17 protein-coding genes and 1 riboswitch are annotated in these 23,692 nt (G+C 41.0%); of the genes, 15 read left to right on the forward strand and 2 right to left on the reverse strand.

Going from position 1 to position 23,692, the window contains the following annotated elements; all coding sequences use genetic code 11:
• The first annotated feature begins 19 nt into the window (after nt 1–19).
• From sigI to EDC24_RS06505, 8 genes are all read left to right on the forward strand, one after another.
• Entirely contained in the window at nt 20–754 is a 735-nt protein-coding gene (gene sigI / locus EDC24_RS06470) for an RNA polymerase sigma-I factor (RefSeq protein WP_124220866.1), read from the forward strand.
• A complete protein-coding gene (locus EDC24_RS06475; RefSeq protein ID WP_170158481.1) occupies nt 738–1,955 on the forward strand; it encodes an anti-sigma factor domain-containing protein in 1,218 nt (405 codons plus the stop codon). The genes sigI and EDC24_RS06475 overlap by 17 nt, the downstream gene beginning before the upstream one ends.
• Nucleotides 1,956–2,081: 126 nt before the next feature.
• Entirely contained in the window at nt 2,082–3,077 is a 996-nt protein-coding gene (gene mreB, locus EDC24_RS06480) for a rod shape-determining protein (protein WP_124220869.1), read from the forward strand.
• A 60-nt stretch (nt 3,078–3,137) separates the two neighbouring features.
• The gene (locus tag EDC24_RS06485) at nt 3,138–3,959 is read left to right on the forward strand and encodes a flagellar hook-basal body protein (RefSeq protein WP_124220871.1); all 822 of its coding nucleotides are present in this window, start codon (nt 3,138–3,140) and stop codon (nt 3,957–3,959) included.
• Between the two features lie 20 nt (nt 3,960–3,979).
• Nucleotides 3,980–4,807, forward strand: coding sequence for a flagellar hook-basal body protein (locus tag EDC24_RS06490; protein WP_245998000.1), 828 nt, complete (start codon nt 3,980–3,982; stop codon nt 4,805–4,807).
• Nucleotides 4,808–4,859: 52 nt separating this feature from the next.
• Nucleotides 4,860–5,192 (forward strand): DNA-directed RNA polymerase subunit beta, encoded by a 333-nt coding sequence (locus tag EDC24_RS06495; protein ID WP_124220874.1) that lies wholly within the window; start codon nt 4,860–4,862, stop codon nt 5,190–5,192.
• Nucleotides 5,193–5,203: 11 nt separating this feature from the next.
• Nucleotides 5,204–5,644 (forward strand): 3-hydroxyacyl-ACP dehydratase FabZ, encoded by a 441-nt coding sequence (gene fabZ, locus EDC24_RS06500; protein WP_124220876.1) that lies wholly within the window; start codon nt 5,204–5,206, stop codon nt 5,642–5,644.
• A 130-nt stretch (nt 5,645–5,774) separates the two neighbouring features.
• Complete coding sequence (locus EDC24_RS06505; RefSeq protein ID WP_124220878.1) at nt 5,775–6,014, forward strand: hypothetical protein; 240 nt, start codon at nt 5,775–5,777, stop codon at nt 6,012–6,014.
• A 38-nt stretch (nt 6,015–6,052) separates the two neighbouring features.
• Here EDC24_RS06505 and EDC24_RS06510 read toward each other — a convergent pair whose 3' ends face one another.
• Entirely contained in the window at nt 6,053–6,226 is a 174-nt protein-coding gene (locus EDC24_RS06510; protein WP_124220879.1) for a YjfB family protein, read from the reverse strand.
• 182 nt (nt 6,227–6,408) lie between these two features.
• On the opposite strand from EDC24_RS06510, the gene EDC24_RS06515 reads away from it, so the two are divergent.
• Nucleotides 6,409–6,894, forward strand: coding sequence for a competence protein ComK (locus EDC24_RS06515; RefSeq protein ID WP_124220881.1), 486 nt, complete (start codon nt 6,409–6,411; stop codon nt 6,892–6,894).
• A gap of 241 nt (nt 6,895–7,135) precedes the next feature.
• Here EDC24_RS06515 and EDC24_RS15145 read toward each other — a convergent pair whose 3' ends face one another.
• Nucleotides 7,136–7,393: a hypothetical protein gene (locus tag EDC24_RS15145; protein ID WP_170158482.1), complete on the reverse strand. Its 258-nt coding sequence runs from the start codon at nt 7,391–7,393 to the stop codon at nt 7,136–7,138.
• A gap of 119 nt (nt 7,394–7,512) precedes the next feature.
• On the opposite strand from EDC24_RS15145, the gene EDC24_RS06520 reads away from it, so the two are divergent.
• From EDC24_RS06520 to EDC24_RS06545, 6 genes are all read left to right on the forward strand, one after another.
• The gene (locus EDC24_RS06520; protein ID WP_124220883.1) at nt 7,513–8,349 is read left to right on the forward strand and encodes a TetR/AcrR family transcriptional regulator; all 837 of its coding nucleotides are present in this window, start codon (nt 7,513–7,515) and stop codon (nt 8,347–8,349) included.
• Nucleotides 8,346–9,224, forward strand: coding sequence for an efflux RND transporter periplasmic adaptor subunit (locus tag EDC24_RS06525; RefSeq protein ID WP_124220885.1), 879 nt, complete (start codon nt 8,346–8,348; stop codon nt 9,222–9,224). The genes EDC24_RS06520 and EDC24_RS06525 overlap by 4 nt, the downstream gene beginning before the upstream one ends.
• The gene (locus EDC24_RS06530) at nt 9,224–12,277 is read left to right on the forward strand and encodes an efflux RND transporter permease subunit (protein ID WP_124220887.1); all 3,054 of its coding nucleotides are present in this window, start codon (nt 9,224–9,226) and stop codon (nt 12,275–12,277) included. Before EDC24_RS06525 ends, EDC24_RS06530 begins: the two co-directional genes overlap by 1 nt.
• Before the next feature lie 631 nt (nt 12,278–12,908).
• On the forward strand, nt 12,909–13,916 hold the full coding sequence (locus EDC24_RS06535; protein ID WP_124220889.1) for an NERD domain-containing protein: 1,008 nt from the start codon (nt 12,909–12,911) through the stop codon (nt 13,914–13,916).
• 129 nt (nt 13,917–14,045) lie between these two features.
• Nucleotides 14,046–14,134: riboswitch (cyclic di-GMP riboswitch) on the forward strand.
• A gap of 74 nt (nt 14,135–14,208) precedes the next feature.
• Nucleotides 14,209–22,746 carry an RHS repeat-associated core domain-containing protein gene (locus tag EDC24_RS06540; RefSeq protein WP_124220891.1) on the forward strand — a complete coding sequence of 2,846 codons (8,538 nt, stop codon included), beginning with the start codon at nt 14,209–14,211 and terminating at the stop codon, nt 22,744–22,746.
• Nucleotides 22,736–23,626 carry a WD40 repeat domain-containing protein gene (locus tag EDC24_RS06545; RefSeq protein WP_124220893.1) on the forward strand — a complete coding sequence of 297 codons (891 nt, stop codon included), beginning with the start codon at nt 22,736–22,738 and terminating at the stop codon, nt 23,624–23,626. Before EDC24_RS06540 ends, EDC24_RS06545 begins: the two co-directional genes overlap by 11 nt.
• The last annotated feature ends 66 nt before the right edge of the window (nt 23,627–23,692 follow it).

Genomic DNA, 23,692 nt, shown 5'->3' on the forward strand with positions numbered 1-23,692 from the left:
AATTGAGGTAGGGATTAGAATGAAAGACTCACATCAGCTTAACGAATCACTTAAACTTGCAAACCAAGGAAATGAAATTGAAAGAGAACTATTAATTCAACACTACAAACCATATGTCATAAACGTTGTAAGTAAAATATGTAAACGGTTCGTGACATGGAGTGATGATGAGACGAGCATTGGTTTAATAGCACTTAATAAGGCGATTGATACATATAAACCAAATCAGGGTAGAACGTTTTTAAATTATGTATATTTAATTATAAAAAGAGATTTAGTTGATTATTTCAAAAACGAACATAAAGAAAAGCATTTATCTTTTAACCATAATCCTGAATCTGAAAGTACATTAGCTGAAATCGAAACTTCTATGGAAAGACATGAAAGCCAACAAAAAAATGAGGATATCATAGAAGAAATTTTAGCTTTGAATCAGCAGTTAGTAAAGTTTGGAATAGTATTTGAGGAATTAGAGCAATACACACCTACTCATAAAAAGACCAAAAAAATACTTTTAGAGATAGCAACAGCGCTCATTAAAAACCAGACATGTTTAGAATCCCTATACCAGAAAAGAAGGTTGCCGATATCCGAATTGACAAAGTTAGTTCCATATAGTTCTAAAACTATTGAACGACATCGAAAATACCTTATTACATTAGTTGTCATTAAGCTTCACCCCAATTGGATACATTTATCACAACTCATTGACCATGAAGGAAAGGAGGGGGCAACGTATGAAACATCTAAATAAAGAAAAAGGCATCGTCATTAAACTTACAGATGAATCTATTGTTTTAATGTTAGATGACGGGAATTTTAAAAATATCCCTAGAAGCGGTGAATACCCTTCAATCGGAGAACAATATGAGTTTACAAAGAAAAAAGGCTTTTCGTATATGAATATAACTAAGTATGCTTCACTCGCTAGTATTTTAATAGTATCAATCTTGGTATACGTTCTGTCCTCTGGTGAAACAAATGAACCATCCTACCTTATGGTAATGGATATAAACCCAAGTATTGAGATTGAAGTAGGTGAGCAAGATAAGGTGTTAGGAATGAAAGGGTTGAACGAAGATGGTCGTGATGTTTTAAGAGGCCTAGAACATGACCAACATATTACTTCTTTGGTAAAAGCAATCCATCATAAATTAGCGGAACTAGATTATATAAATGACGATGAGGTTGCGACTATTTCAACTTCCATTGTATCAATCGAAAATAACATAGAGCATCACCAAGATGTTATACAACAAATTGAAGCGGAATTTGAGCAAGACCAAACAGAAGTATTCACAAATCAAGTCGATTATGAAGTTTATGAAAATGCTGAAAAACTTAATCTCACAGTCAACCAGATGGATTTTTATAACCAATTAAAAAAACAAGATAAGGTTAAACACGTTGATGAAGTCAGAGGTCTATCAATTAAGGAACTGAATGAACTACGCGATGAAAAGAAAGGACTGCAATCAGAACAGAACAAACCGAACGGTCAGATTCAAAATGGAAAATCAAATCAGACCCAATCAGGTTCCAAAAAAGAACAAAATGCTAGTGAGCAACATAATGAACGTCAAGATACTAGGCAGCAGCCTGATCAAGAGGTGGGAAATACTAAACAAGAAAATAAAGAACAGCCAGGTTCAAAAGATGATAAGTCGAAGGCAACACCTGAACAAAATGGAGATGTAGAGGAAACCCCTAAGGATTCAAAAGAGACATCAGAGACTACAGAAGAAACGACATCCCAAGAAAATGAAAAACGAAAACCTGATTCTGAGTCTCAAGAATCCAATGACTTAGAGGACAAGAACACAAATCAACCTAATCGTGACCAGGAGGTAGAACAGGAGCGTGAAGATCAAGAACTTTCTGAAGAAAAGGATGAAAAGTCAACAGATGGTGAGCAAGAGGAAGATTCTCAAAGTCGTGCGAGTAGCAGGAATTAGTATTATATTGACTTGAAAATGTGTTTGAAAATTAACTAAAAAACAAAGTGACAGCCACCACAAAAAGTGATAAAATATTACAATAGAATACTATATTTTCGCACGCGTAGGGGGATCAATTAATCCATGTTTGCAAGAGATATTGGAATTGACTTAGGTACAGCGAATGTACTGATTCATGTAAAAGGTAAAGGCATTGTATTAGACGAACCATCCGTTGTGGCAATGGATAAAAATACAGGGAAAGTATTAGAAGTCGGTCATGCAGCTCGTCGCATGGTTGGCCGTACTCCAGGAAATATTGAAGCGATTCGTCCGTTAAAAGATGGTGTAATCGCTGACTTTGACGTTACCGAAGCTATGTTACGCTATTTCATTGGGAAAATTAACGTTAAAGGCATGTTTTCAAAACCACGCATTTTAGTCTGTTGCCCAACCAACATCACGAAGGTTGAACAAAAAGCGATCAAAGAAGCGGCAGAAAAAAGTGGCGGTAAGAAAGTATACTTAGAAGAAGAACCAAAAGTTGCAGCTGTAGGCGCTGGAATGGATATTTTCCAACCAAGCGGTAATATGGTTATTGATATTGGTGGTGGAACGACTGATATTGCCGTGTTATCGATGGGAGATATCGTCACATCAGAGTCTATTAAACTTGCTGGTGATAAGTTAGATCAAGAAATTTTACAATACATTAAACGCAAATATAAATTATTAATCGGTGACCGTACCGCTGAAGACATTAAAGTTAATGTAGCCACTGTCTTTAAAGGTAACCGCGAAGAAGAAATTGATATCCGCGGCCGTGACTTAGTGTCTGGATTGCCACGTACGATTACGATTGGCTCTGCAGAGATTGAAGAAGCGTTACGCGAATCCGTTGCGCTTGTCGTACAGGCAGCAAAACAAGTGTTAGAAAATACTCCACCAGAATTATCCGCAGATATCATTGACCGCGGTGTCATTTTAACAGGTGGTGGTGCATTGTTAGACGGTTTAGATCAGCTAATGGCTGAAGAACTTAAAGTACCTGTCTTTATTGCTGAAGAACCAATGCACTGCGTGGCAAGAGGTACAGGTATGATGCTAGAGAACATCGATAAAATTGCAAAAATCGGTTAATCGATACGAATCAAGGCATTTTTGCCTTGATTCACTATTAACTAAAAGGAGGCGCACCTAATGCTAAGAGGCTATAATGCAGCAGGGGCCGGCATGATTGCGCAACAACGTTATCAAGATTCATTATCTAATAATATGTCAAATGCTCTAACACCAGGGTATAAATCGGATCGTTCGACTTTTCGCGCGTTTCCGGAAATGCTCATGCGTGCTTATGACCAAAAGCAAATTCCGACTGAAAATAATCTAACCTTGCCCAATAACCAAACACTCGGTTCAATTAATTCTGGTGTCTACATGCAAGAAGATGTTCCGTTGTTTCAGCAAGGTGATTTGCGCGAAACAGGTATTTCAACAGATTTGGCGCTAGTTAATCAAGAAGTTCCTGATGAGACAGGATTTTTATTTTACCGGGTCCAAAATGGTGATGGAGAGGAACGTTTTACCCGTAACGGAAACTTCACAGTGGATGGAGAAGGGTATTTAACGACATCTGAAGGCTATTATGTGTTAGATGAAAACAACGAGCGAATTCAAACAGGAACAGAGCAGTTTGAAGTGACGGAAAACGGACAAGTCATCTCGCCGTTTGATAATACGCTACTTGGCATCGCTTATCATCCTAACGCCAATGATTTTGTTAAAGAAGGAGACAACCTTTTTCAAAATGAAGGCGATGTAGCGGTACAAGATGCGCGTGCGGTAGAAGGCGCGGATTTTAGTGTTTCACAAGGTCAACTTGAGCGAAGCAATGTTGATCCACAACAAACGATGACAGAGATGATGCGATCATATCGTTTATTTGAAATCAATCAACAAGTGACCAAAATCTACGACCAAAGCATGGACATGGCTGCCAATCAAATTGGCCGCTTACGTTAATATAAAGGAGGCCATTCCTGATGCGTAATATGCTAAACGCTGCCTCAACGATGAATCAGCTGCAACAAAGAATGGACTTAACGTCTAATAATTTATCCAATCTTAATACATACGGATATAAGTCAAGACAAGCGCAATTTTCATCTTTATTATTCCAACAAGTGAATAATATGAATGGTGGGGATGCTGAATCTCCTCGTATGACACCAGAAGGAATTCGTGTAGGTTCTGGCGCACGCTTAGCACATACGAGTATGAGCTTAGACCCTGGAACGGTTCAAGAGACCGGTCGACCATTAGATGTAGCCATTCAAGATGAAAATCGATTTTTCGCAATTAATGCGCCCTTAGAAAATGGTGAAAGTGAAACTCGTTTTACACGTTCGGGGAACTTTTATATACAACCCGTTAACGATAATGAGGTAATGCTAACCACTAGTGACGGAACACCTGCACACGGCCAGAACGGTCCCATCATCTTAGAGGGTAATTTTGATGACATTGAATTGACCGAAGAAGGTGGCGTGCAAGTGACACGTGGAAATGAAACACAAGTTGAAGCCAATCTTCAAGTGGTGGATATTGAGAACACACGTGTCCTAGAAGCTACAGGTGACAATGCATTTCGAATCAATGAAGCGGACCTAGAAGTCCCTGCAGAAGCATTGGTTGAAAATATTGCACCCCAAGAAGCCAATTTACAACCTTCTGCACTTGAGCAGTCAAATGTAGATATGGCAAAAGAATTCACAGATTTAACGGAAGCACAGCGCGCTTATTCATTTAATTCACAATCTATTTCCATTGGTGATCAAATGATGGGATTAATCGGTAGCATGCGCTCTTAATTTTTAATAAAATAGAGGCGGACTAAACGTTTGAAAGAATTGAGGTTTACACATGGCTTCAGAAGATAAGAATAAAAATAATCAGACTGATTCATCATCAGCTGAAGATACAAAAAAAAGAAAACTTAGAAAAAAACAACTAAAAGAAGAAAAGAAAAAAGATAAGCAAAAAGGCCCTATAAGACGTTTTATCAGCACTCGTATTCGATTTATTCCCGTTTGGTTACGCGTTATCATTGTAATCGCACTTTGTTTTGTAGCGTTTTATGTAGGTCTGGGCTTTGGTTTTTCATCACTCGGCGAAGGAGAAGACCCAGATACCGTAAGATCACTCGAATTCTGGAGATACATCTGGGATTACATTCAAGGTGAGCCCGTATCTTAAGGAGGAAAACCATGTTAGATATCGAACAGATCAAATCGATTATTCCACACCGTTATCCGTTTTTACTAATCGACCAAGTTGACGAATTAGAAGAAGGAAAACGAGCAGTCGGCTATAAAAATGTCACGGCAAATGAACCATTTTTCCAAGGCCATTTTCCAGAGTATATGGTCATGCCAGGTGTACTTATTGTAGAAGCGCTAGCCCAGGTAGGTGCGGTAGCCATTTTGCAAAAGGAAGAAAACCAAGGCAAACTCGGCATGTTCACCGGAATTGATAAATGCCGTTTTAAACGCCAGGTAAAACCAGGCGACCGTCTAAAGCTAGAAGTCGAAATGCTTCGCTTAAAAGGCCCAATCGGAAAAGCCAAAGCATTAGCAACAGTCGATGGCGAGATGGCATGCGAAGCTGAAATTATGTTCGCAGTCGTTGACCCGAATGAAGAGAAGTAAGTAATCCTTGCTATCCAACAGGATGGCAAGGATTTTCTGTTTTCACAAAAAAATTTACCAATTTGATGATAAAACTTAAAAATATGGTAACACTATGCTCGAGGAATACAACTTTAGGAGGTACAAAAGGATGAAATTACTTAAGCTTTTTATGGCAGCATTATTAGTATTAGGAACACTTGGTGCTTGTGCCACTGAAGAACAAGAGCCAGACCAAGAACAGCCGGATGATGGCAACAACGGTAATGAAGAAAACGGTGGCATGAATGGTGGCAATGGTGAGTCCGAGCAAGATCAAATGCAAGATGACATGGACGACCCTGAGAATGGCAACAATGACGGTGGTATGAACGAAGACGAAAAAGAATAATAAAAGAAGCTTTCGCGAAATTCGCGAAAGCTTTACTTTTACGCCTTTACATCCAGACGATTTCCAAGGTTAGGGTGGGCGGAATCCATAAGCTTTTGCAAGCCTTCAGATTGAATCTGCATTTGGTCCTTCGCCTGATTCATCACGCTCACGCCGACCTGCTGCTTAAGTTGCGCTTGATTCATGACGACCGAAGCTGCAGCTACATCCATCTCATCACCTCACTAGATCCTTTTGTATTCTATCGACAAAACACAACAAAATTTAAATCGTGGGGCAAACTAACTAAATTTTTTATAGAAAATGTAAAGAAAATATTGCCAATATATTATAAATTATTGTAAAATTTTCTTTGGATTGACAAATTGAGATGATTTGAAGGAGGAAATGAAATATGGTCAATTCGAAAAAAGTCGATACTTACACCATCACCAACCAAACAATGGTCATTTCGCCTAATTATGATCCGATTTATCAAACAAAGATCTACGAACGTGACGAAGTCTACTTGTGCAAGCAAACACCGCTGAAAATCATTGACTCCTCATGCATCAAGCAAGGCGCCGCAACGTTCAAAGGGCGAAAGCAAGCAGCAGAACATGTAACCGGGAAAAAAGTGATGCTCCCCATCCCAGTCGAACCCTACAAAGGCATCATCCTAATGCCCACCAAAAAAGTGAAAGACCCTTACTGCACCTGGATAGCCTACTGCCATGTCAAAGAAATTCAACACCTCTCGAAAAACAAAAACGAAACCGAATTAATTTTCTACAATGATCAAACCTATCGCGTCGAGATACCACCAACCAGAATGCAAAACCAAATACTCCTCGCCTCATTCGTGTTTGGTTACTTTATAAAAGAACAATATATCTCATAAAGCGCTTGCTCCGACCTTTTACGTGTAAAAGTGAGGGGCGAGCTTTTTTTATTTTGTCAATTTCGAGCAGAATTACAGCAAGCCGGTTCAAAATTTCAGCATCGTCCAAAGAAATTTCGCCAAACAGCGAAAGAATTCCCGCATAAGCAGGAGCGCGCACAAGAATTTCAGCATACCCGAGCAGAATTTCAGCATCGGATGGAAAAATTTCAGCATAGACCGAGGAATTTTCGTCAAGCTGTCAGAAAAATTCAGTGTAAGAATGATCATACAGCAGATTTTCAGTATGTGCGGTCAAAATTTCAGCATCAAGCGATAAAATTTCAGTATGGCCCGAAGAAATTTCGCCAAGCAATGTAAGACTTTCAGTATAAGCTGGAGCCCACACGAGAATTTCGGAATACACGATCAGAATTTCAGCATCAGACGGAAATATTTCAGCATAGCCAGAAGAAATTCCACTAAGCCACGCGAAAATCCCGCGATAGAAAAATCTCATTATACGAAGTTCAAAAGATGTTCAAATTTATATCATGTAAACCAGTTGTAGCATGCGTAAAATTAACGTATAGTGGAAAATGACTGACTGGTCATTCTATTAGAAAAGAGGCTTGTCGTATGCAAGATAAGAAACAGCAAATCATTGAAAGCAGTATTAAGCTTTTTGCGAAGAAGGGGTTTCACTCGACGTCAGTCCAGCAGATCGTCAATGAAGCCAACGTCGCGAAAGGCTCATTTTATAATTATTTTGAATCAAAAGAAGATCTAATGGTTTCGATTTATGATTACTATTTTGTCACCATTATGGAAAAAATGAATGAAGCGAAAGTTGAATCTAATCCGAGAAAAGTTCTGATCAAACAACTGGATATTTACTTTCAGTTTTTAGTCGACCACAAACCATTTCTCATCATGCTATTGCGCGATCAAGTACCGCTGGTTGACGATGTGGAGTCATTTATTATTCAAATGCGTCAACAAAACTTCGATTGGTCGAAAGAAAATATTCTCGCGGTATATGGCGAGGACATTCGACCTTACGAAAATGACGCTGCCGTCATGCTTGAGGGGATCATCCATAGCTACTCAAGCTGGCTGGTTGTCGATGCTGAAACGCTGGATTTAGATGTGCTGCCGCGTTTTATCGTGAATCGACTGGATGACGTTTGTTACGGCATGATGAAAAATCAAGATAAAACCGCCATCCGAGATTTGCCACAAGTGTTCAGACATCATGATTTACTCATCAGTAAAATTAGGCAGATCATTCAAGGTGCCATCTCTGAAGAAAAAGATAAAGCTTTAGAAGCACTAGATGTCATCGAACAAGAAGTTACAAAAAAAGAACCGCAATCAATCATCATTGATTCGATGATCGAGCATTTGAAAAAATTCGATGCGATATATAACGAAGTCTTAACACTTGAAAAAACATTGGAGCGTGATGATTCATGAAAAAATTTATTCTACTCGTAACGTTATTGACGTTTGCAATCACTTTGGTTGCTTGCAACGAAGAACCTGAAGAGGAAGAAACAGAAACAACGGCTATCCCAGTTGAAATTGATGAAGTCGTTCAAACAGATTTTACTGAAACTCGCACGTTTGTCGGGCGAATGGTGCCAAGCGATCAAATGCCAGTTGTTCCTGAAATGGCTGGCGAAGTTGATGAGCTACTAGTTGAACAAGGCGATACGGTTGAAGAAGGGGATGTGTTAGCTGAAATCGTTCATCCACAATACGGACGCCAAGAGTTAGAAGCACCAATGGATGGTCAAATCGAACAGCTTAACATGGTAGAAGGTCGTGCTATTACGACGGAAAACCCAGCAGCTGTCGTTGTGGCCATCGATCCTTTAAACTTAACATTCAATGTGCCAGCTAGTGAGCTGAGCAAGTTTTCCGTAGACGACGAAATTGACTTTACTGTTTCACAATTAAGTGAAGAAGGAACGGCAACGGTTACGTCAATTCCTAGCTCAGCTGGTGAAACCGGAACATTCACCATAGAAGCGGAAATCGATAATGAAAATCATAGCATTTTATCCGGTGTCACCGCACAAGTTTTATTAAACGTCGTTGTTGAAGAAAATGTGCTTACGGTTCCAACCGAAGCCGTCGTTGAGCGCGAAGGCGGAACGGTCGTTTATAAAGTCGATGGGGAGCAAGCCGCCGAAGTTCCGGTTGAAGTGATTAACATGCAATCTGCAAATACAGCGATTGAAGCGGCTGAAGATACTTCACTCGAAGAAGGTGACTCTGTCGTCGTGCGCGGCCAGTTGACCTTATCTGACGGGCAGAAAATTAGCATCCAAGAGGAGGGTCAATAATGCGCCTCGTTGAATCGTCCATCAAGCGCCCAGTTGGGGTGACGATGATTATCCTGGCCATCCTAGCGCTAGGATTTGTCTCATTTCGAAATTTATCTGTTGATTTATATCCTGACATCGATTTACCAATTGCCGTAGTCGCAACGAACTACGAAGGAGCAGCGCCGCAAGAAGTTGAGGAGCTCGTGACGAAACCAATTGAATCATCCGTGGCGACGATCGAAGGAATTGACACGATCCAAGCCCAATCACAGCCTGGAAACTCACTCGTCGTCATGATGTTTTCGACCGATACCAACTTAGATAACGCCCTCCTCAACGTACGGGAGTCAGTCGATCAAGTGAAAGGCTTTCTCCCTGACGGAGCAGGAGAACCCAGTGTCCTTCGGTTTGACCCGCAGCAAATGCCAGTCATGTGGGTTGGCTTAACAGGCGATGATAAAGCTACTTTACAAAGCTTATCAGAAGAAGAAATTCAGCCGTTATTTGAACGACAGCAAGGCGTCGGCTCAGTAGGTATTGAAGGCGGCATTAGTGAAGAAGTACGTGTTGAGCTCGACCAAGAGCGGCTTAACCAATTCGGCTTATCCTCACAACAAGTGATGGAAGCCGTCCGAAGCTCCAATCAAAGTATGTCTGGAGGTGTCATCTCACGCGGAACCCAGGAGCTGCAAATCCGAATCTTGGGCGAATATGAATCATTAGATGATATTCGTGAAACGTCGATCCAAACGCCACAAAACGAGTTTATCGAGCTTGCCGATGTCGCAACCGTTGAGCGCGGCACAACTGAAAGAACCGGTGAATCGTATGTAAACGGCAAAGAAGCAGTCGTCATGAACATTTTGAAAAAGACTGACGGAAACACTGTCGCCGTCTCAGATGAAATCAACAACGCTTTATCAGAGGCTCGAGAAAAATTACCTGACAATGTTGAAATTAACACCGTGTTTGACACAGCCGATTTTATCCGAATGTCGATTGACTCGGTTGTGCAAAACTTATTACTCGGTGCCGTGTTTGCGATTCTTATTTTACTTTTATTCCTGAAAAGTTTACGCGCAACACTCGTCATCAGCTTATCGATTCCGATTGCGGTTATTACAACCTTCACGCTGATGTACTTTACCGGTGAAACGGTGAACATTTTAACGATGGGTGGCTTGGCGCTCGGAATCGGGATGATGGTCGACAGCGCCATCGTCATACTGGAGCATATCGTCACCTACAGGGAGCGGGGATATTCTCTGAAAGAAGCGGCTAAACACGGCGCGTCTGAAATCGCACCAGCCGTGATTGCATCGACAACCACGACCTTAGTCGTTTTCTTACCGATCGTGTTTGTTGACGGCATCGCATCAGAGATTTTCACACCGCTCGCGCTAACCGTGGCCTTTGCGCTGATCGCATCATTAGCAGCATCACTGACATTAATTCCGATGCTGTCATCTAAAATGTTGAAAAAATTAAGCGATGGAAACGGTCGTCGTTACTGGTTCGACCGTCTGCTCGGAAAAATCATTGGAATGTATCAAGGCATACTCAGTCGAGCATTGAAATTTAGAAAAACATCCATTTTAATTACAACCATTGTCATTGTCGCAAGCTTGGCGTTAATCCCAAGACTTGGCTTGGCTTTCATTCCAGAAGCCGACCAAGGCCAAATCGAAGTTAGCGTTGAAACACCAGCTGGTTCCAACTTAGATACGACACTTGATGTGGTCGAAGAGGTCAATGATGTCATGGCAAAAGACGATGCAATCGTTGAATCAAGCTATGGCTCAGTTGGAAGCTCCGGAGGCGGAATGTCATTTGGTTCGACAACGAATTCCGCATCCTACATGGTGCAACTCGTGCCAAAAGGTGAACGTGACGTTTCAACCGAAGAAGTCATGCAAAAATGGGATGAACAAGTACAAGAAATTCCTGGAGCCGATATAAGCGTAAGCGTTCTTGGCGCCTCCGTTAGCGGTGGTGACCCGATTCAAGTCGAGTTAAATGGACCTGACCACGATGTCCTAACAGAACTCGCCGATCAAGTAACAACCATCATTAGTGACATCGAAGGCGTTCATAACCCTGGCACGTCTGCTAACGAAGGCCGCCCTGAGATGCAAATCGTCGTTGATGAAGATACGGCGGCTGAGTACGGCATGACATATCAACAAATCATGGGGCAAATCAGCTCGAAACTAAACGGTCAAATCGCGACCCAATTTAGAACGGAAGGCGAAGAATTGGACGTTCGAATTTTAACGCCAAAAGACGAACGCGATACGATCGAAGAAGTTGAAGACTTGAAAATTGCGACCCCATCTGGTGACCAAATTCGACTTGAAACCGTCGCGTCTCTAGAGCAGGTTCAAGGTCCAGTCACGTTAACCCGTCAAAACCAGCAGCGACGCGTTGTGGTCTCAGCTGAGTTAGTCGGAAGCGACCTTGGTACAGTCACAAACGAAATCGATAGCCGAATGAGCGGTCTCGAATTACCAGAGGGATACGATTACAACATCGGCGGCCAAGCCGAGGATATGATGGAAGCATTCGGCGACTTAGCCCTTGCGCTAGTCTTCTCCATCTTCCTAGTGTACGCGGTCATGGCTGTGCAGTTTGAAAACTTCTTACATCCGTTTATCATCATGTTCTCATTACCAACGATGATTATCGGAGTCATTCTCGGCCTGTTTGTCACAGGCTTGCCGTTATCCATTCCGGCATTCATAGGGGTGATCATGCTCGCCGGAATTGTCGTCAACAACGCCATCGTCCTAGTCGATTACATTAACATCCTACGACGAAAAGGCGTTGAACGATTCGAAGCGATCGTTGAAGCAGGAGGCAACCGTCTGCGCCCAATCCTAATGACATCACTAACGACCATCTTAGGGATGATCCCACTGTCAATAGGCCTAGGCGAAGGCGGCGAAGCTCAACAACCACTAGCCGTCGTCATCATCTTCGGCCTACTGTTCTCCATGCTCATCACGCTCGTCCTAATCCCAGTCGTCTACACCCTATTCGACGACCTATCACGCAAAATAGTAAGAAAATAAGGAAACTCCCGCCGCGGCGGGAGTTTTTCATTATATTGGGGTAGAATTTCAGCACCATGGTTTAAAATTTCAGCATTGAGCCGAAAAATTTCGCCATGGTCAGAAAAAATTTCAGGATGCCTGCTCCGGGCCAGCCGAAATTCACTTCACCAAGCGAGAATTCCAGCATCCAGGTTCAAAATTTCAGCATCGAGCCGAGAAATTTCGCCATGGCCAGAAAAAATTTCAGGATGCATGCTCCGGGCCAGCCGAAATTCACTTCACCAAGCGAGAATTCCAGCATCCAGGTTCAAAATTTCAGCATTGGCCCGAGAAATTTCGCCATAGCCAGGAAAAATTTCAGGATGCATGCTCCGCCCCAGCAGAAATCCACTTCACGAAGCAATAATTCCAGCATCCCGGTTCAAAATTTCAGCATCCCACCAAAAAATTCCGCCATCCCCCATAAAAATTTCACCACAAACAACAAAAATTCCATTTCTACCTTTTTTCAATTTTCTTCACGAAAATCATCAAAAACAAGCCAAAACCACGCTGAAAATCACAATTTCCTCTAGAGAAAATCGCATTTTCGCACACTTTACACGACAAATCCACCCTGCTATAACTAAATAAAAAAGGAGGTACGCATATGGAAAAGCCACACGTCATACCTGTAAAACTACTCAAACTCATTGCAGCGAAGCGCTACATCAGGCGCAAGCACCCAATCATTCCAACGTTCGAACAGGACATTGCCTCCTACAGCTCTGGCTATCAGGGTGAGCTGTCAATCGACTTTCATATCAATCACATACTCGATCCATACCACAAGCTCCACAACCTCTACATACCGTTTAAAACCTGGCATTTCGAGATCGACACTCTACTGCTATTAGAAAAATTCCTCCTCGCGCTTGAAATTAAAAACTTACGTGGCGACGTTTATCTCGAACATGAAGCAGGCATCATGCGCCAAAGCTACCAAAACGAAGAAAAGCGCTACCAGTGCCCAATCGTCCAAGTAGAGAAACAAGCCCGCCAACTAAATCACTGGCTCAACCACCGAGGGCATAAAGTCCCAGTCGAGACTCTCGTCGTCTTCGTGAACCCCAATGTAAAACTCCACAACCAACACCCTAAAACAATCTACCCGTATGTACTTAGCCACATCTATTACAAACTGAAAAACCACTACCGCAATGCACCAACCATTAAAAATCGAGATGAAATCGCCAGTCAACTTATAAAAGCAAGCACCATTCCAAATCCTGATGTATTAAGTCAATACCAACTGACTTTCGACGATTTTGAACCGGGCGGCATATGCGAAAACTGTTTGCAAAAAAGCCCGAAACGTCAAGGCTGGGGATGGGTATGCCCAAGTTGCCACAACAAATCCCTAAACAACCACATCCATACCTTTAAAGATCTCCAACTATTATTTGGCCCAGAGATCACCACGACCGAAGCCGCTTATTGGCTTCAAACGTCCACTGAGGTCGCTCGCTACCTACTAAAAAAAGAAAACTACCGAAAAAGCGGAAGTCACAAGAGGATCAAGTACCACTTAAATTACAACTCGCAAACAGACTACCAATATCTGTTGGACTATAACAAAAATTTCTACAAAATGACCCTAGTCACATCAAGCGATTAGTTCTATTTTTGCTGAAAATTGTAAAAAATTAGCTTGACATTAGGTTAATAGTTTTATAATATATGTGTTGGATTTTACTTATTAGGGAATTTATTCTAGTTTAATAGAACTACAAAAACAAAATAGTCATTTTTAAAAGGGCAAACTCGCTGAAAGGCGGGGACGCAAAGCCACAGGTCTAAAGCAGAATCATTTGCTATGGCGGCTGGGTTGCAAAAATGAGGATTAGTATACATTTTTCAAAGCGCTCCCCCTTTTTAGGATTTGCCTTAATTAAAAAGGGGGAATTTTTTTGCTGAAAAAAGCTCGACGTTTATCAAAAAAAGTGATGATCAGCTTACTAGCTATTTTACTAGTGTTCACAAGCACACCGATTTATCCAAACAGTGTGGGACCTAATCTTAATGCTGATCAACAAAGCACCAAGTCATCAGACCTCATGAATCCGGAATCCATACTAGATTTTATGCCAGAGATTGGTCAAGACCCAGTGTCACTACCTAACCCATCTAAGAATCTACGACCAACTCCTCCACCTGCTATGCAGGGGGACATGGAGCCAACCACCGCTCCCAACCACAGAGAACAGGACACTTCTTCAGAAAATATTCCAACCCAGAATTTTGATCACCCTGTAAACCTAGCAACTGGAAAACTAGATTTAGATACGATAGATCTAGAATTACCAGGCATAGGGGCGGATTATGTTCTTGAGCGCAATTTCATCGAGGACCTCATCGACCCAGAAAACCCTCAGGATTTACCGTCGTTAGGAAAAGGGTGGAAGCCGAATATAGATTCAGAGCTACGTTTATATGCTGAATTTCATTTAGCTGAAACTCGTCAAGACGGAAGTGTGCACTCATATGATTTTGTCATGGATGACGAGGATGGAGCTATTACAAGCTATGACAACGATCCACTTATCAACTATGAATTACATAAAGGTTTTTATGAAGAAAGTGAAAGCGGTTCAACCATAACACGTGTTAGTGAAGAAGATGACACGTATATCGTAACCAAAGAAGATGGATCTAAAATAACTTATAACGGTTACTATGCGCCTTGGCGAGATCCTGATAGCCCTAACTATGAGCAACCAGAAGATCATGAATATGACTTCGATCCGCGCAAAGGTAAAGTGATTCGATTTGAGGATCGCTATGGTAATGCATTTGAATACGACTACAACCAAGACGGTAACCTGACTCAAGTAATCGACACAACTGGTCGCACCATCACATTTAATTGGAATGGCGACTATCTTGATTCAATAGAAGATCCATATGATCGTACAATTAACTTCCAGTATGATTCAAAAGATCGTCTGACTAAGGTCAACAGAGCAGACGGAACTGTTTTAGAATATGGCTATGATGCGAACCACAGAATGACATCTTATTCAAAAGATGGCGAAACAATGCGCTTCACATACAATTCAAACGACAAAGTGACTAAAGTCGAGATGTATGGTGAGGTTTATTACAACTTGTCTTATTCTGGAAACACGACAACTGTAAAAGACATCGATCAAAATGAGTGGGTATATGAGTATAACGATGACCAACTCATTACACGTACGGTTAATCCATTAAACGAAGAAACGCAATACACTTACGATGACGATGGAAATGTCAAAAGTATGACGACGCCTCAAGGTACCATGTCTTATGAGTATGATAATCATGGTAACCAAACAAAAGAAGCCAATTTAGCCGGAGGCGTTACGAAGACACAATATCATGATAAATGGCAACAACCGACCAAAATCATTGATCCAAAAAATGGTGAAACAAAATTTAAATACGATAAAAAAGGAAACCTCGTTAAACGCACGGATGCTGAAGGCGTTTATGTAAAATTTGATTACGATGACCGTGGTCAAATGACACACATGACAGACGTCGAAGGTAACACCACCGAAATGGTCTACAATGATCAAGGATTTGTAGAAGAAGTCATCGACCCAACTGGCAAAAAAGAGAAGTACGAACACGATGACTTAGGTCGAGTGACTAAAGAAATTTTGCCAAACGGTGCCACAACAACATACACCTATGATGCACGAGGGAACATTTTAACAGAAGACCAAGGTGATGGGGTAAAAACAAGCTATACCTATGATGACCAAGGTCGCATCAAAACGATTAAAGACCCAATCGGACGTGTGACAACCTATGTGTATAACAATAAAGGGCAAGTTGATGAGATTATACGTCCATCAGGTAAAACAGACTATACGTATAACGTTCTCGGACATATCGAAACCATTACAAATCCACAAGAAGAAACAACAACATTCACAAGAGATGCTTTAGGACGGGCGACTCATGTAGAACGACCGAATGAAACGGTTGACTACGAGTACGGCCCATTCGGAGTTAAAAAAGTATCTATTGAGACAGGTACCCAAGAAAAAGTCTTTAAGTACCAGTATGATAAACGGGGTAACATTAGCAATATCGAAGACCAATATGGTCGTACGATTTCATTTGATTACGATAAGGTAGGGAACCGTACAAAAGTCGTTGACCCTGTTGGTACAGTTAATACTTGGACTTACGATTTAGTTGGCAACCAAAAAACGTGGAAAGACTCGGATGGTAACGTCACTGAATATATTTATAACAACAATGGCGAACTATCTCAGGTTAAACATCCAAAAGGAGCATCCACGCATTATCAATATGATAAAAATCAGCGCCTAGTAAAGAAGACGCTGCCAGATCAATCAACTGAATCTTACACCTATGATGAAGCGGGCTGGTTAAAGTCTCAAACAAATGGTGAAGGCGAAACAACGACTTATACTTACGATCCTCAAGGTCGAATGACACAAGTCGCAAACCCATTAAATGAGACAACGAAATACACGTATGATGATGCAGGAAGAGTTCAAGTCATCACAAATGCTCTTGGACAAACAACGTCGTTTGATTACAACAATAAAAATGAAATAACTAAACAAGTCGACACAGCTGGAAGAGCCGTTCACTTTAAATACGATGACTACGGAAGGTTAACTCAATTTACAGATCAGGGCGAACGAAAGCATACGTGGGATTACGACGAACCGAATAACACTGCCACTTATGAACGCCCAGATGGTGAACATACTGTTTACCATTATGACCAGGATAATCGTCTAACGAAAACCGTTAACCCAAAAGGTGACGAAACATCTTACGATTACGATGACCGTGGACGTTTAATAAAGTCGACAAATCCTTTAGGTCAAACAACTGAGCGCGAGTATAACAACTTGGATCAGCTTGTTAAAGAAATTGATGTGGATGGTAACGAAACCACTTATACGTACGACGACCAAGGGCGCTTGACGAGTGAAACAAACGCTCTTGGCTTAACAACTGAATATAAATATAACCAATATAGTGAGCTTAAAGAAACCATCAACCATCGCGGTGCTAAGACTAAGTTTACTTACGATGTCATGGGTCGCGAAAAAACAACAACAAATGCTAAAGGACACACCACAACGAATGAATATGATGACGCAGGTCGATTAAGTAAACAAATCGATGCTCTAGACCAAGTTACAACTTACAAGTATCACCCAACTGGTGAAGTCGAATATATGAAAGACCCAAATGGTGGTGAATCGACTTGGGAATATGATGCTTTAGGACGTGAAGTGAAACAAACAGACGCTGAAGGCCGTACGACGACATACAGTTATGATGAAGCAGGTAATGTTGTTTCCGAAACTGGACCTGAAGGCAACACATATGAATGGACATACAACGTCTATGATCAAGTTAAAAAAGAAATCGATCCTAAGGGAAATGTCACAGAGTATGACTATACAGTACTTGGTGAAGTTGAAAAAGTTACAGATCCTTTAGGTCATGAAACGACTTATCAATATGACGAATTAGGCCAAGCCATTAAGATTGTTGATCCAAAAGGTGCCACAACTAAGTATCAATACGATGAACTAGGTCGTGTGCAAAAGGTTACCGATGCCCTAGGTCAAACAGAATCTTATGAATATGATGCTTTAGGTAATGTTACTAATTTTAAAGATGTACTAGGTAACGAACAAAAAGCTTCCTTTGATGCCTTAGGTCGCGTATTAACAGAAACAGATTTCAAAGAGAACCAAACGACTTATCAATACGACGATGAAAAAGGTATCACAACCATTACTAACCCTGAAGGAGACAAACAAGTCATCGAATATGATTTGCTAGACCAAGTTAAGCAAGTCACAGACCCATTAGGGAATACAACAACTTACGAGTATGACGCTCTAGGCAGAATGGTAAATGAAAAAGATGACTTAGGCTTAATCGCAAAATATAAATACAACCCTCAAGATCAGGTCAAAACAGTCATCAATGCCAATAAACAAAAAACAAATTTTGAGTACGATTCAGTCGGAAACCTAACAAAAGAAATTGATCCATTAGGGAACAGTACATCGTATCAATACAATGGTAATGATCAATTAATTCAAGAAACAGGACCGCGTGATGGATCAACGACTTACGAATATGATTCAACTGGACAACTCGTTAAAGAAACAGACCCAGAAGGTGGCGAGTGGACATACCAATATGATGCCTTAGGCCGTATGGTACAATCGTCCAACCCTCTTGGTCATACGAATCAATTGGAATATGACGAAGTCGGAAATCTAGTAAAAGAACTAGACCCGACAGATTTTGCAACAGAATACGAGTATGACAAGCTAGGCCGCATGCTAGAACAATCGACTGAAGATGGCCGAACTTGGGAATACCAATACAACCCTAAAGGTTGGGTCACGGAAGAAACGAATCCGCTAGATAAATCTAAGCAATTCGAATACGATGCCAATGGTAACGTAACAAAAGAAACAGACGAACTAGGCCGTAACCAAAACTATCAATACGACAGTCTAGATCGTCTCGTGAAAGAAGTAGATGCAGAAGGCTATGAAACGAAATACAATTACGATGCCCTTGGAAATCTCGTAAAAGAAACGAACGCCTTAGGAGATTCGAGCACGTATCAATACGATTTACGCTCTCGTCTCATCAAAGAACAATCACCAAGTGGTTCTACTTGGGAGTATAACTATGACTCAGTTGGAAATTTAGTAAAAGAAACGGATCCACTAGATCAAGCTACAACTTATAAGTACAATGCAAACAATCAAATGACTCAAGTCACGGATGCCTTAGATGGCGTGACAAAGTATCAATATGATGCGTCAGGCAACCAGACGAAACAAATTGATGCTAATGAAAACACCAGAGAATGGAGCTATGACTTAAACAATAGAGTCGTAGGAGAAACAGACGGATTAGGCAATACGCATCAATATCAATATGACTCAGCAGGGCAGCTGAAAGAAGAGATTAATAGAAACGGCCAAACGATTGAATATGACTATACGAAACGTGGACAAGTTAAGAAAATTGACTTGGACGGGTTAAAACAATTCTATTCGTATGATGAAGCGGGTCGACTAACTGAGATGAAGTCACCTGATTCAACGGATCGTTATAGTTATGACGCCCTTGGTCGTATTACAGAGCAACATAATGTTGATGTCGATAAAAAATTAAACTTCACATACGATGCAGTTGGCAATATTCAAAGCTTAACGAACAGTGAAGATCGTACGGTACAATATGAGTATAATGATCGTAATCTCATGACTGAAATGATGGACCCTGAAGAGAACGTCAGCCAGTTCAGTTATGATGCCTTAGGCCGCATCGAGCAACAAAATCTTGCTAATGGCAATACGGTTGAACAGAGCTATACATCAGATGGTCATTTGGCAAGCGTCGAAAACAAAATGGAAGAAGCGATTGTTTCTTCATACAGCTACGAATATGACGCTGCTGGTAAACGTACGAAACAAATTGAAGAAGACGGTGCCGAAACAACTTATGAATACGACGCGTTAAACCGTCTAACAGATATCTATTATCCTAAGGAAAAACTAGAAAATCTTTCAGCGGAACCTTACTTCCCTGAAAACCGTAAACACCATCGCGATGAGGATTCAACTGAAGAACCTCAGGATCATGAACCAAAAGAAGAAGAGACCAAAGAAGCTAAAGAACATGAAGAAGTAACACCAACACGTCGACAATTGGAACCACCTTCTGAATTCGAAGACACAGTAGAAAATGAACAAGACAATGAATCATCAACAGAAGAAGTTGAGGAACCAAATCAATCAGAAGACGTCGTGACCGTTAATGCACCAGCGGATGAACCAGAAACAGTAGCAACTAATACTGAAGATGAAGGAATTGAAGAGGAATCTACAGAAGAAGAAAATGAGGAAGGTCAAGAGCTTCCTGAAGAAGATACGACAACAACAAATCAAACAACAAATGATACAACAGAAGAAACACCTGAAGAAGAGTCTGAGGAAGAAGAAAAAGGATTCTTCGGTAAGACTAAAGATAACGTTGTTAAAGTCTTCAAAAGTATTGGAAAAGCCATAAAGAGTGTATTCACTTGGATTGGAAATCTATTTACGATTACACCAGCCCAAGCAACTGAAAACGATACCGACTCAAACTATGGCTTCAATGAGCCGAAATACTACGTAGAACCTGCAGAACATGTGGAATATACGTACGACAAGGTAGGCAACCGACTAACTGAAACAAAGGACGGTGAGGTCACCGAATACGAGTACAATGCCAATAACCAGTTAACTCAAGCAGGCAACCATACATTCGAATATGACCAAAACGGTAACATCGTTCGTGAAGTCGGACCTGATCAAGAGCGTGACTACACGTATGATGCCGCTAATCGTCTACGTGCCGTGATGTTTGGCGACGAAAGTTATGTCGAGTACGGCTATGATGCTTTAGGACGTAAAGCCACACGTGAAAGTGGTATGTGGCGCGAGCTTGGGAACCCAATTGTTGATGAACACCCAGGCCAAGGGCACGGACCAGGTTATATACCTGGAAAAGGCAATGGTAAGGGTAACGGCAAAGGTAAAGGCAAGGGACCTAACTTTGAGGAACACCCAGGTCAAGGCAACGCATGGGGCTTGACGAAGCGCGGCAAAGGCAAACAAAAGATGGAAGTCGTCGAAAGTCGATACTTCTATGAAGGCCAGTCGCATGTCACACACAAAGAATACAGCCCATCCGGCTCACCATATGCCGAGTACCATACGGGACCAAACAACCGCGTCGTGTCGCAAAAAATGTTCGGCTATCATGGCCGCAGCATCCCAGGCCAAAACCCAAGCATGAAAACAACGGGCGGCCTCATGTACTATCACTATGACGGCATGTCATCCGTCAGCGAACTCACCGATCGCCACGGCGACATCATCGAGCGCTACCGTTACGATGCCTTTGGCGGCCTAATGACTGGCATCACAGCACCATACAACACGAACAACTATACCGGCCACCAATACGATCAAGACACCGGCCTCATCGACATGCAGGCCCGCACGTATGACGCAAAAATCGGACGCTTCTTACAAGAGGATACGTACCAAGGCACCCTAGACACGCCATTATCGCAAAACCGTTACGCGTACGTCATGAATGACCCGGTGAACTACTGGGATCCGACGGGGAATGTGCCGGAAGCGTTGACAGGTGAAACCCGTGCAGCGGTCACGAATTTCAATGATTTGTATCGCCAAGAAGAGCGCGACGACCGTCTTGAAACATGGGAGTATTCTTACCAAGAAGATAGTTACTACTCAGACTTAGATGATGAAAAACTGAACTATAAGGAAACCCAAACGTCATCGGCCAAAACCATCACATGGAGCCAAATGCTTTATGAACAGTGGACCTACGATGGCGAACTCATCGGTTACTTTGATGAAAACGGCGACGGTTATGAAGACGTAGGTGGATCTAAAGAACAAGTCTTTTATCAATTCACGGAAAATTTTTACGAGACAACTATCACCGCCGAGGACATGTTAAAAACGAATCTCGAATGGTTACTCCAACATGGTAACGTTCCAGTGAGTCAATATAAGACGGGATCTAGTATCATGACCTTTGACGAGGTTCATGAACAATATCCAAGCGTTTTTGAGACAGGTCGTTTTGACTCAGACAGTTTTAATGATTTGGTCAACCTTTCAAATGCGAAAACAAAGCATGCAAGTATTCAACAGATGACAGAGCAAAATAGAAGAGTTCTTCAGGAAAATAAGATAACATCTGAAGTTGATGAACGTTCAATCATAATATCAGATACAATAGACAATTTTAACGAAGTAATTCAAACACCAAATAGTAGATTAATATGGGTAGAAGACTTTTTTGAAAGACATAAAAATAAACAGTTAAACTTTAATTATGGTAAAGATGTAGTGGGCTTTATGGAATGGGAAGTCACTAGTGGTAGATTAGGTAACGTAGAGACTGGTGAAGGCGGATCTTATTATTGGAAATTAGCTAATGGCAAGATGATAAAAGACATGATGATTGCTGAGGAGTTAGTTAAGGAAAACAGAACTGATCTTGCCAATCCAGAAGAAGAAGGTTGGGTAGAGTTCATAGAAGATCCTCATCAGCATAGTTTATGGATGGCGCATAATATATCCATTTATAATGCATCTTCTATTTTATATGAGCGTGGGGTTGTACGACTTGAAGATCCTGCTGAACAAGCTTTTATTGATTCGGTTCTCTTTAGAGTTGGTTTAACACAATTAGGTAATGCTCCATCTTTCGCGGGTGGGATAGGTTATCTAGTAGATAATGGTCCTTTACAGTATCCAAAACAATACCCTGCAACATGGGATGACAATGCTACTTACCCATTATGGATAAAAGATAACGATTGGAGGGAACTATTTGAAGATTAGCGTCATGCTTAGAATAATCACAATGTTACTATTAATTGTATTAATTGGTTGTCAAGGAAAAAATGAACTTGGAACTACAAATGAGTTGAATACGATGGATATCAGTCAAAACAATCGAGTACATTCAAATCCTGCTTGGCACCCTAGCGGTAATAGTATTGTAGTTAAAGTAGATGATACTATTTCATTTTATGATTTAGAACACCATGAATGGGAAAATAATTCAATGGAAGAGTATTCAATCTCTAGGACCAAATTTGCTTGGAATAAGGATCGATTAACATTTATGGGTGGCGATCCATATAAAGATTTCACCGAGAGAAGCTCTATTGTCTTGTGGGACGTCAATCAAAACGAGTATGTCCACCTTAAAGAAGGGTTTCCATTCCTAAACTCCCTATCTTGGAATAAAAATCAAGAATTGGTTTATTCCGTTAAGGCAGTTGAAAAGAACAGTTTTGATGTTAAATTGTATGATTTGAATAATAATGAAGATAAGCTTTTGTTTAGCGGAGGAACCAATGTTAAGTGGCAACCGAACAAAGATAGTGTTTTTGGGTATGTCTCAGATAAAGAAATTTTTATTTATGATATTAAAACTAAAACAAAAAAACTCATTTATTCAAGTGACGAAGAAATATTAGATAACTTAACTTGGTCTCCTGATGGAAAATATATAGCATTTAGAGAAGGTTCGTATAAAAAGGGAATCGGTTTATTTATTCTATCCTTAGAAGATCAAGTAAAGGATAAGATAATAGAAAGTAATGTGGGTTCACTTTCTTGGTCATCCACAGAAGATAAAATTGCTTATACTACTGTAGGTCAACCAGGCAGTAATAAGTTATATATACTGGATGTACCTAATAAATATAAGTAATAATTTGATTACATGATCTTAATTTAAATGAGAAGTTATTTGTGATTAATCCACATCCCAGTTAGA

Origin of the sequence: Aquisalibacillus elongatus (assembly GCF_003843875.1) — a bacterium.
Lineage (GTDB): Bacteria > Bacillota > Bacilli > Bacillales > Alkalibacillaceae > Aquisalibacillus > Aquisalibacillus elongatus.

Excerpts from the sequence above, each read along its gene's own strand:
- EDC24_RS06490 (WP_245998000.1), top strand. The coding sequence starts at position 3,980 with ATGCGTAATATGCTAAACGCTGCCTCAACGATGAATCAGCTGCAACAA.
- EDC24_RS15145 (WP_170158482.1), bottom strand. The coding sequence starts at position 7,393 with ATGAGATTTTTCTATCGCGGGATTTTCGCGTGGCTTAGTGGAATTTCT.
- sigI (WP_124220866.1), top strand. The coding sequence starts at position 20 with ATGAAAGACTCACATCAGCTTAACGAATCACTTAAACTTGCAAACCAA.
- EDC24_RS06505 (WP_124220878.1), top strand. The coding sequence starts at position 5,775 with ATGAAATTACTTAAGCTTTTTATGGCAGCATTATTAGTATTAGGAACA.
- EDC24_RS06515 (WP_124220881.1), top strand. The coding sequence starts at position 6,409 with ATGGTCAATTCGAAAAAAGTCGATACTTACACCATCACCAACCAAACA.
- EDC24_RS06525 (WP_124220885.1), top strand. The coding sequence starts at position 8,346 with ATGAAAAAATTTATTCTACTCGTAACGTTATTGACGTTTGCAATCACT.
- mreB (WP_124220869.1), top strand. The coding sequence starts at position 2,082 with ATGTTTGCAAGAGATATTGGAATTGACTTAGGTACAGCGAATGTACTG.
- EDC24_RS06530 (WP_124220887.1), top strand. The coding sequence starts at position 9,224 with ATGCGCCTCGTTGAATCGTCCATCAAGCGCCCAGTTGGGGTGACGATG.
- EDC24_RS06495 (WP_124220874.1), top strand. The coding sequence starts at position 4,860 with ATGGCTTCAGAAGATAAGAATAAAAATAATCAGACTGATTCATCATCA.
- EDC24_RS06535 (WP_124220889.1), top strand. The coding sequence starts at position 12,909 with ATGGAAAAGCCACACGTCATACCTGTAAAACTACTCAAACTCATTGCA.
- EDC24_RS06475 (WP_170158481.1), top strand. The coding sequence starts at position 738 with ATGAAACATCTAAATAAAGAAAAAGGCATCGTCATTAAACTTACAGAT.
- EDC24_RS06485 (WP_124220871.1), top strand. The coding sequence starts at position 3,138 with ATGCTAAGAGGCTATAATGCAGCAGGGGCCGGCATGATTGCGCAACAA.
- EDC24_RS06520 (WP_124220883.1), top strand. The coding sequence starts at position 7,513 with ATGCAAGATAAGAAACAGCAAATCATTGAAAGCAGTATTAAGCTTTTT.
- fabZ (WP_124220876.1), top strand. The coding sequence starts at position 5,204 with ATGTTAGATATCGAACAGATCAAATCGATTATTCCACACCGTTATCCG.
- EDC24_RS06510 (WP_124220879.1), bottom strand. The coding sequence starts at position 6,226 with ATGGATGTAGCTGCAGCTTCGGTCGTCATGAATCAAGCGCAACTTAAG.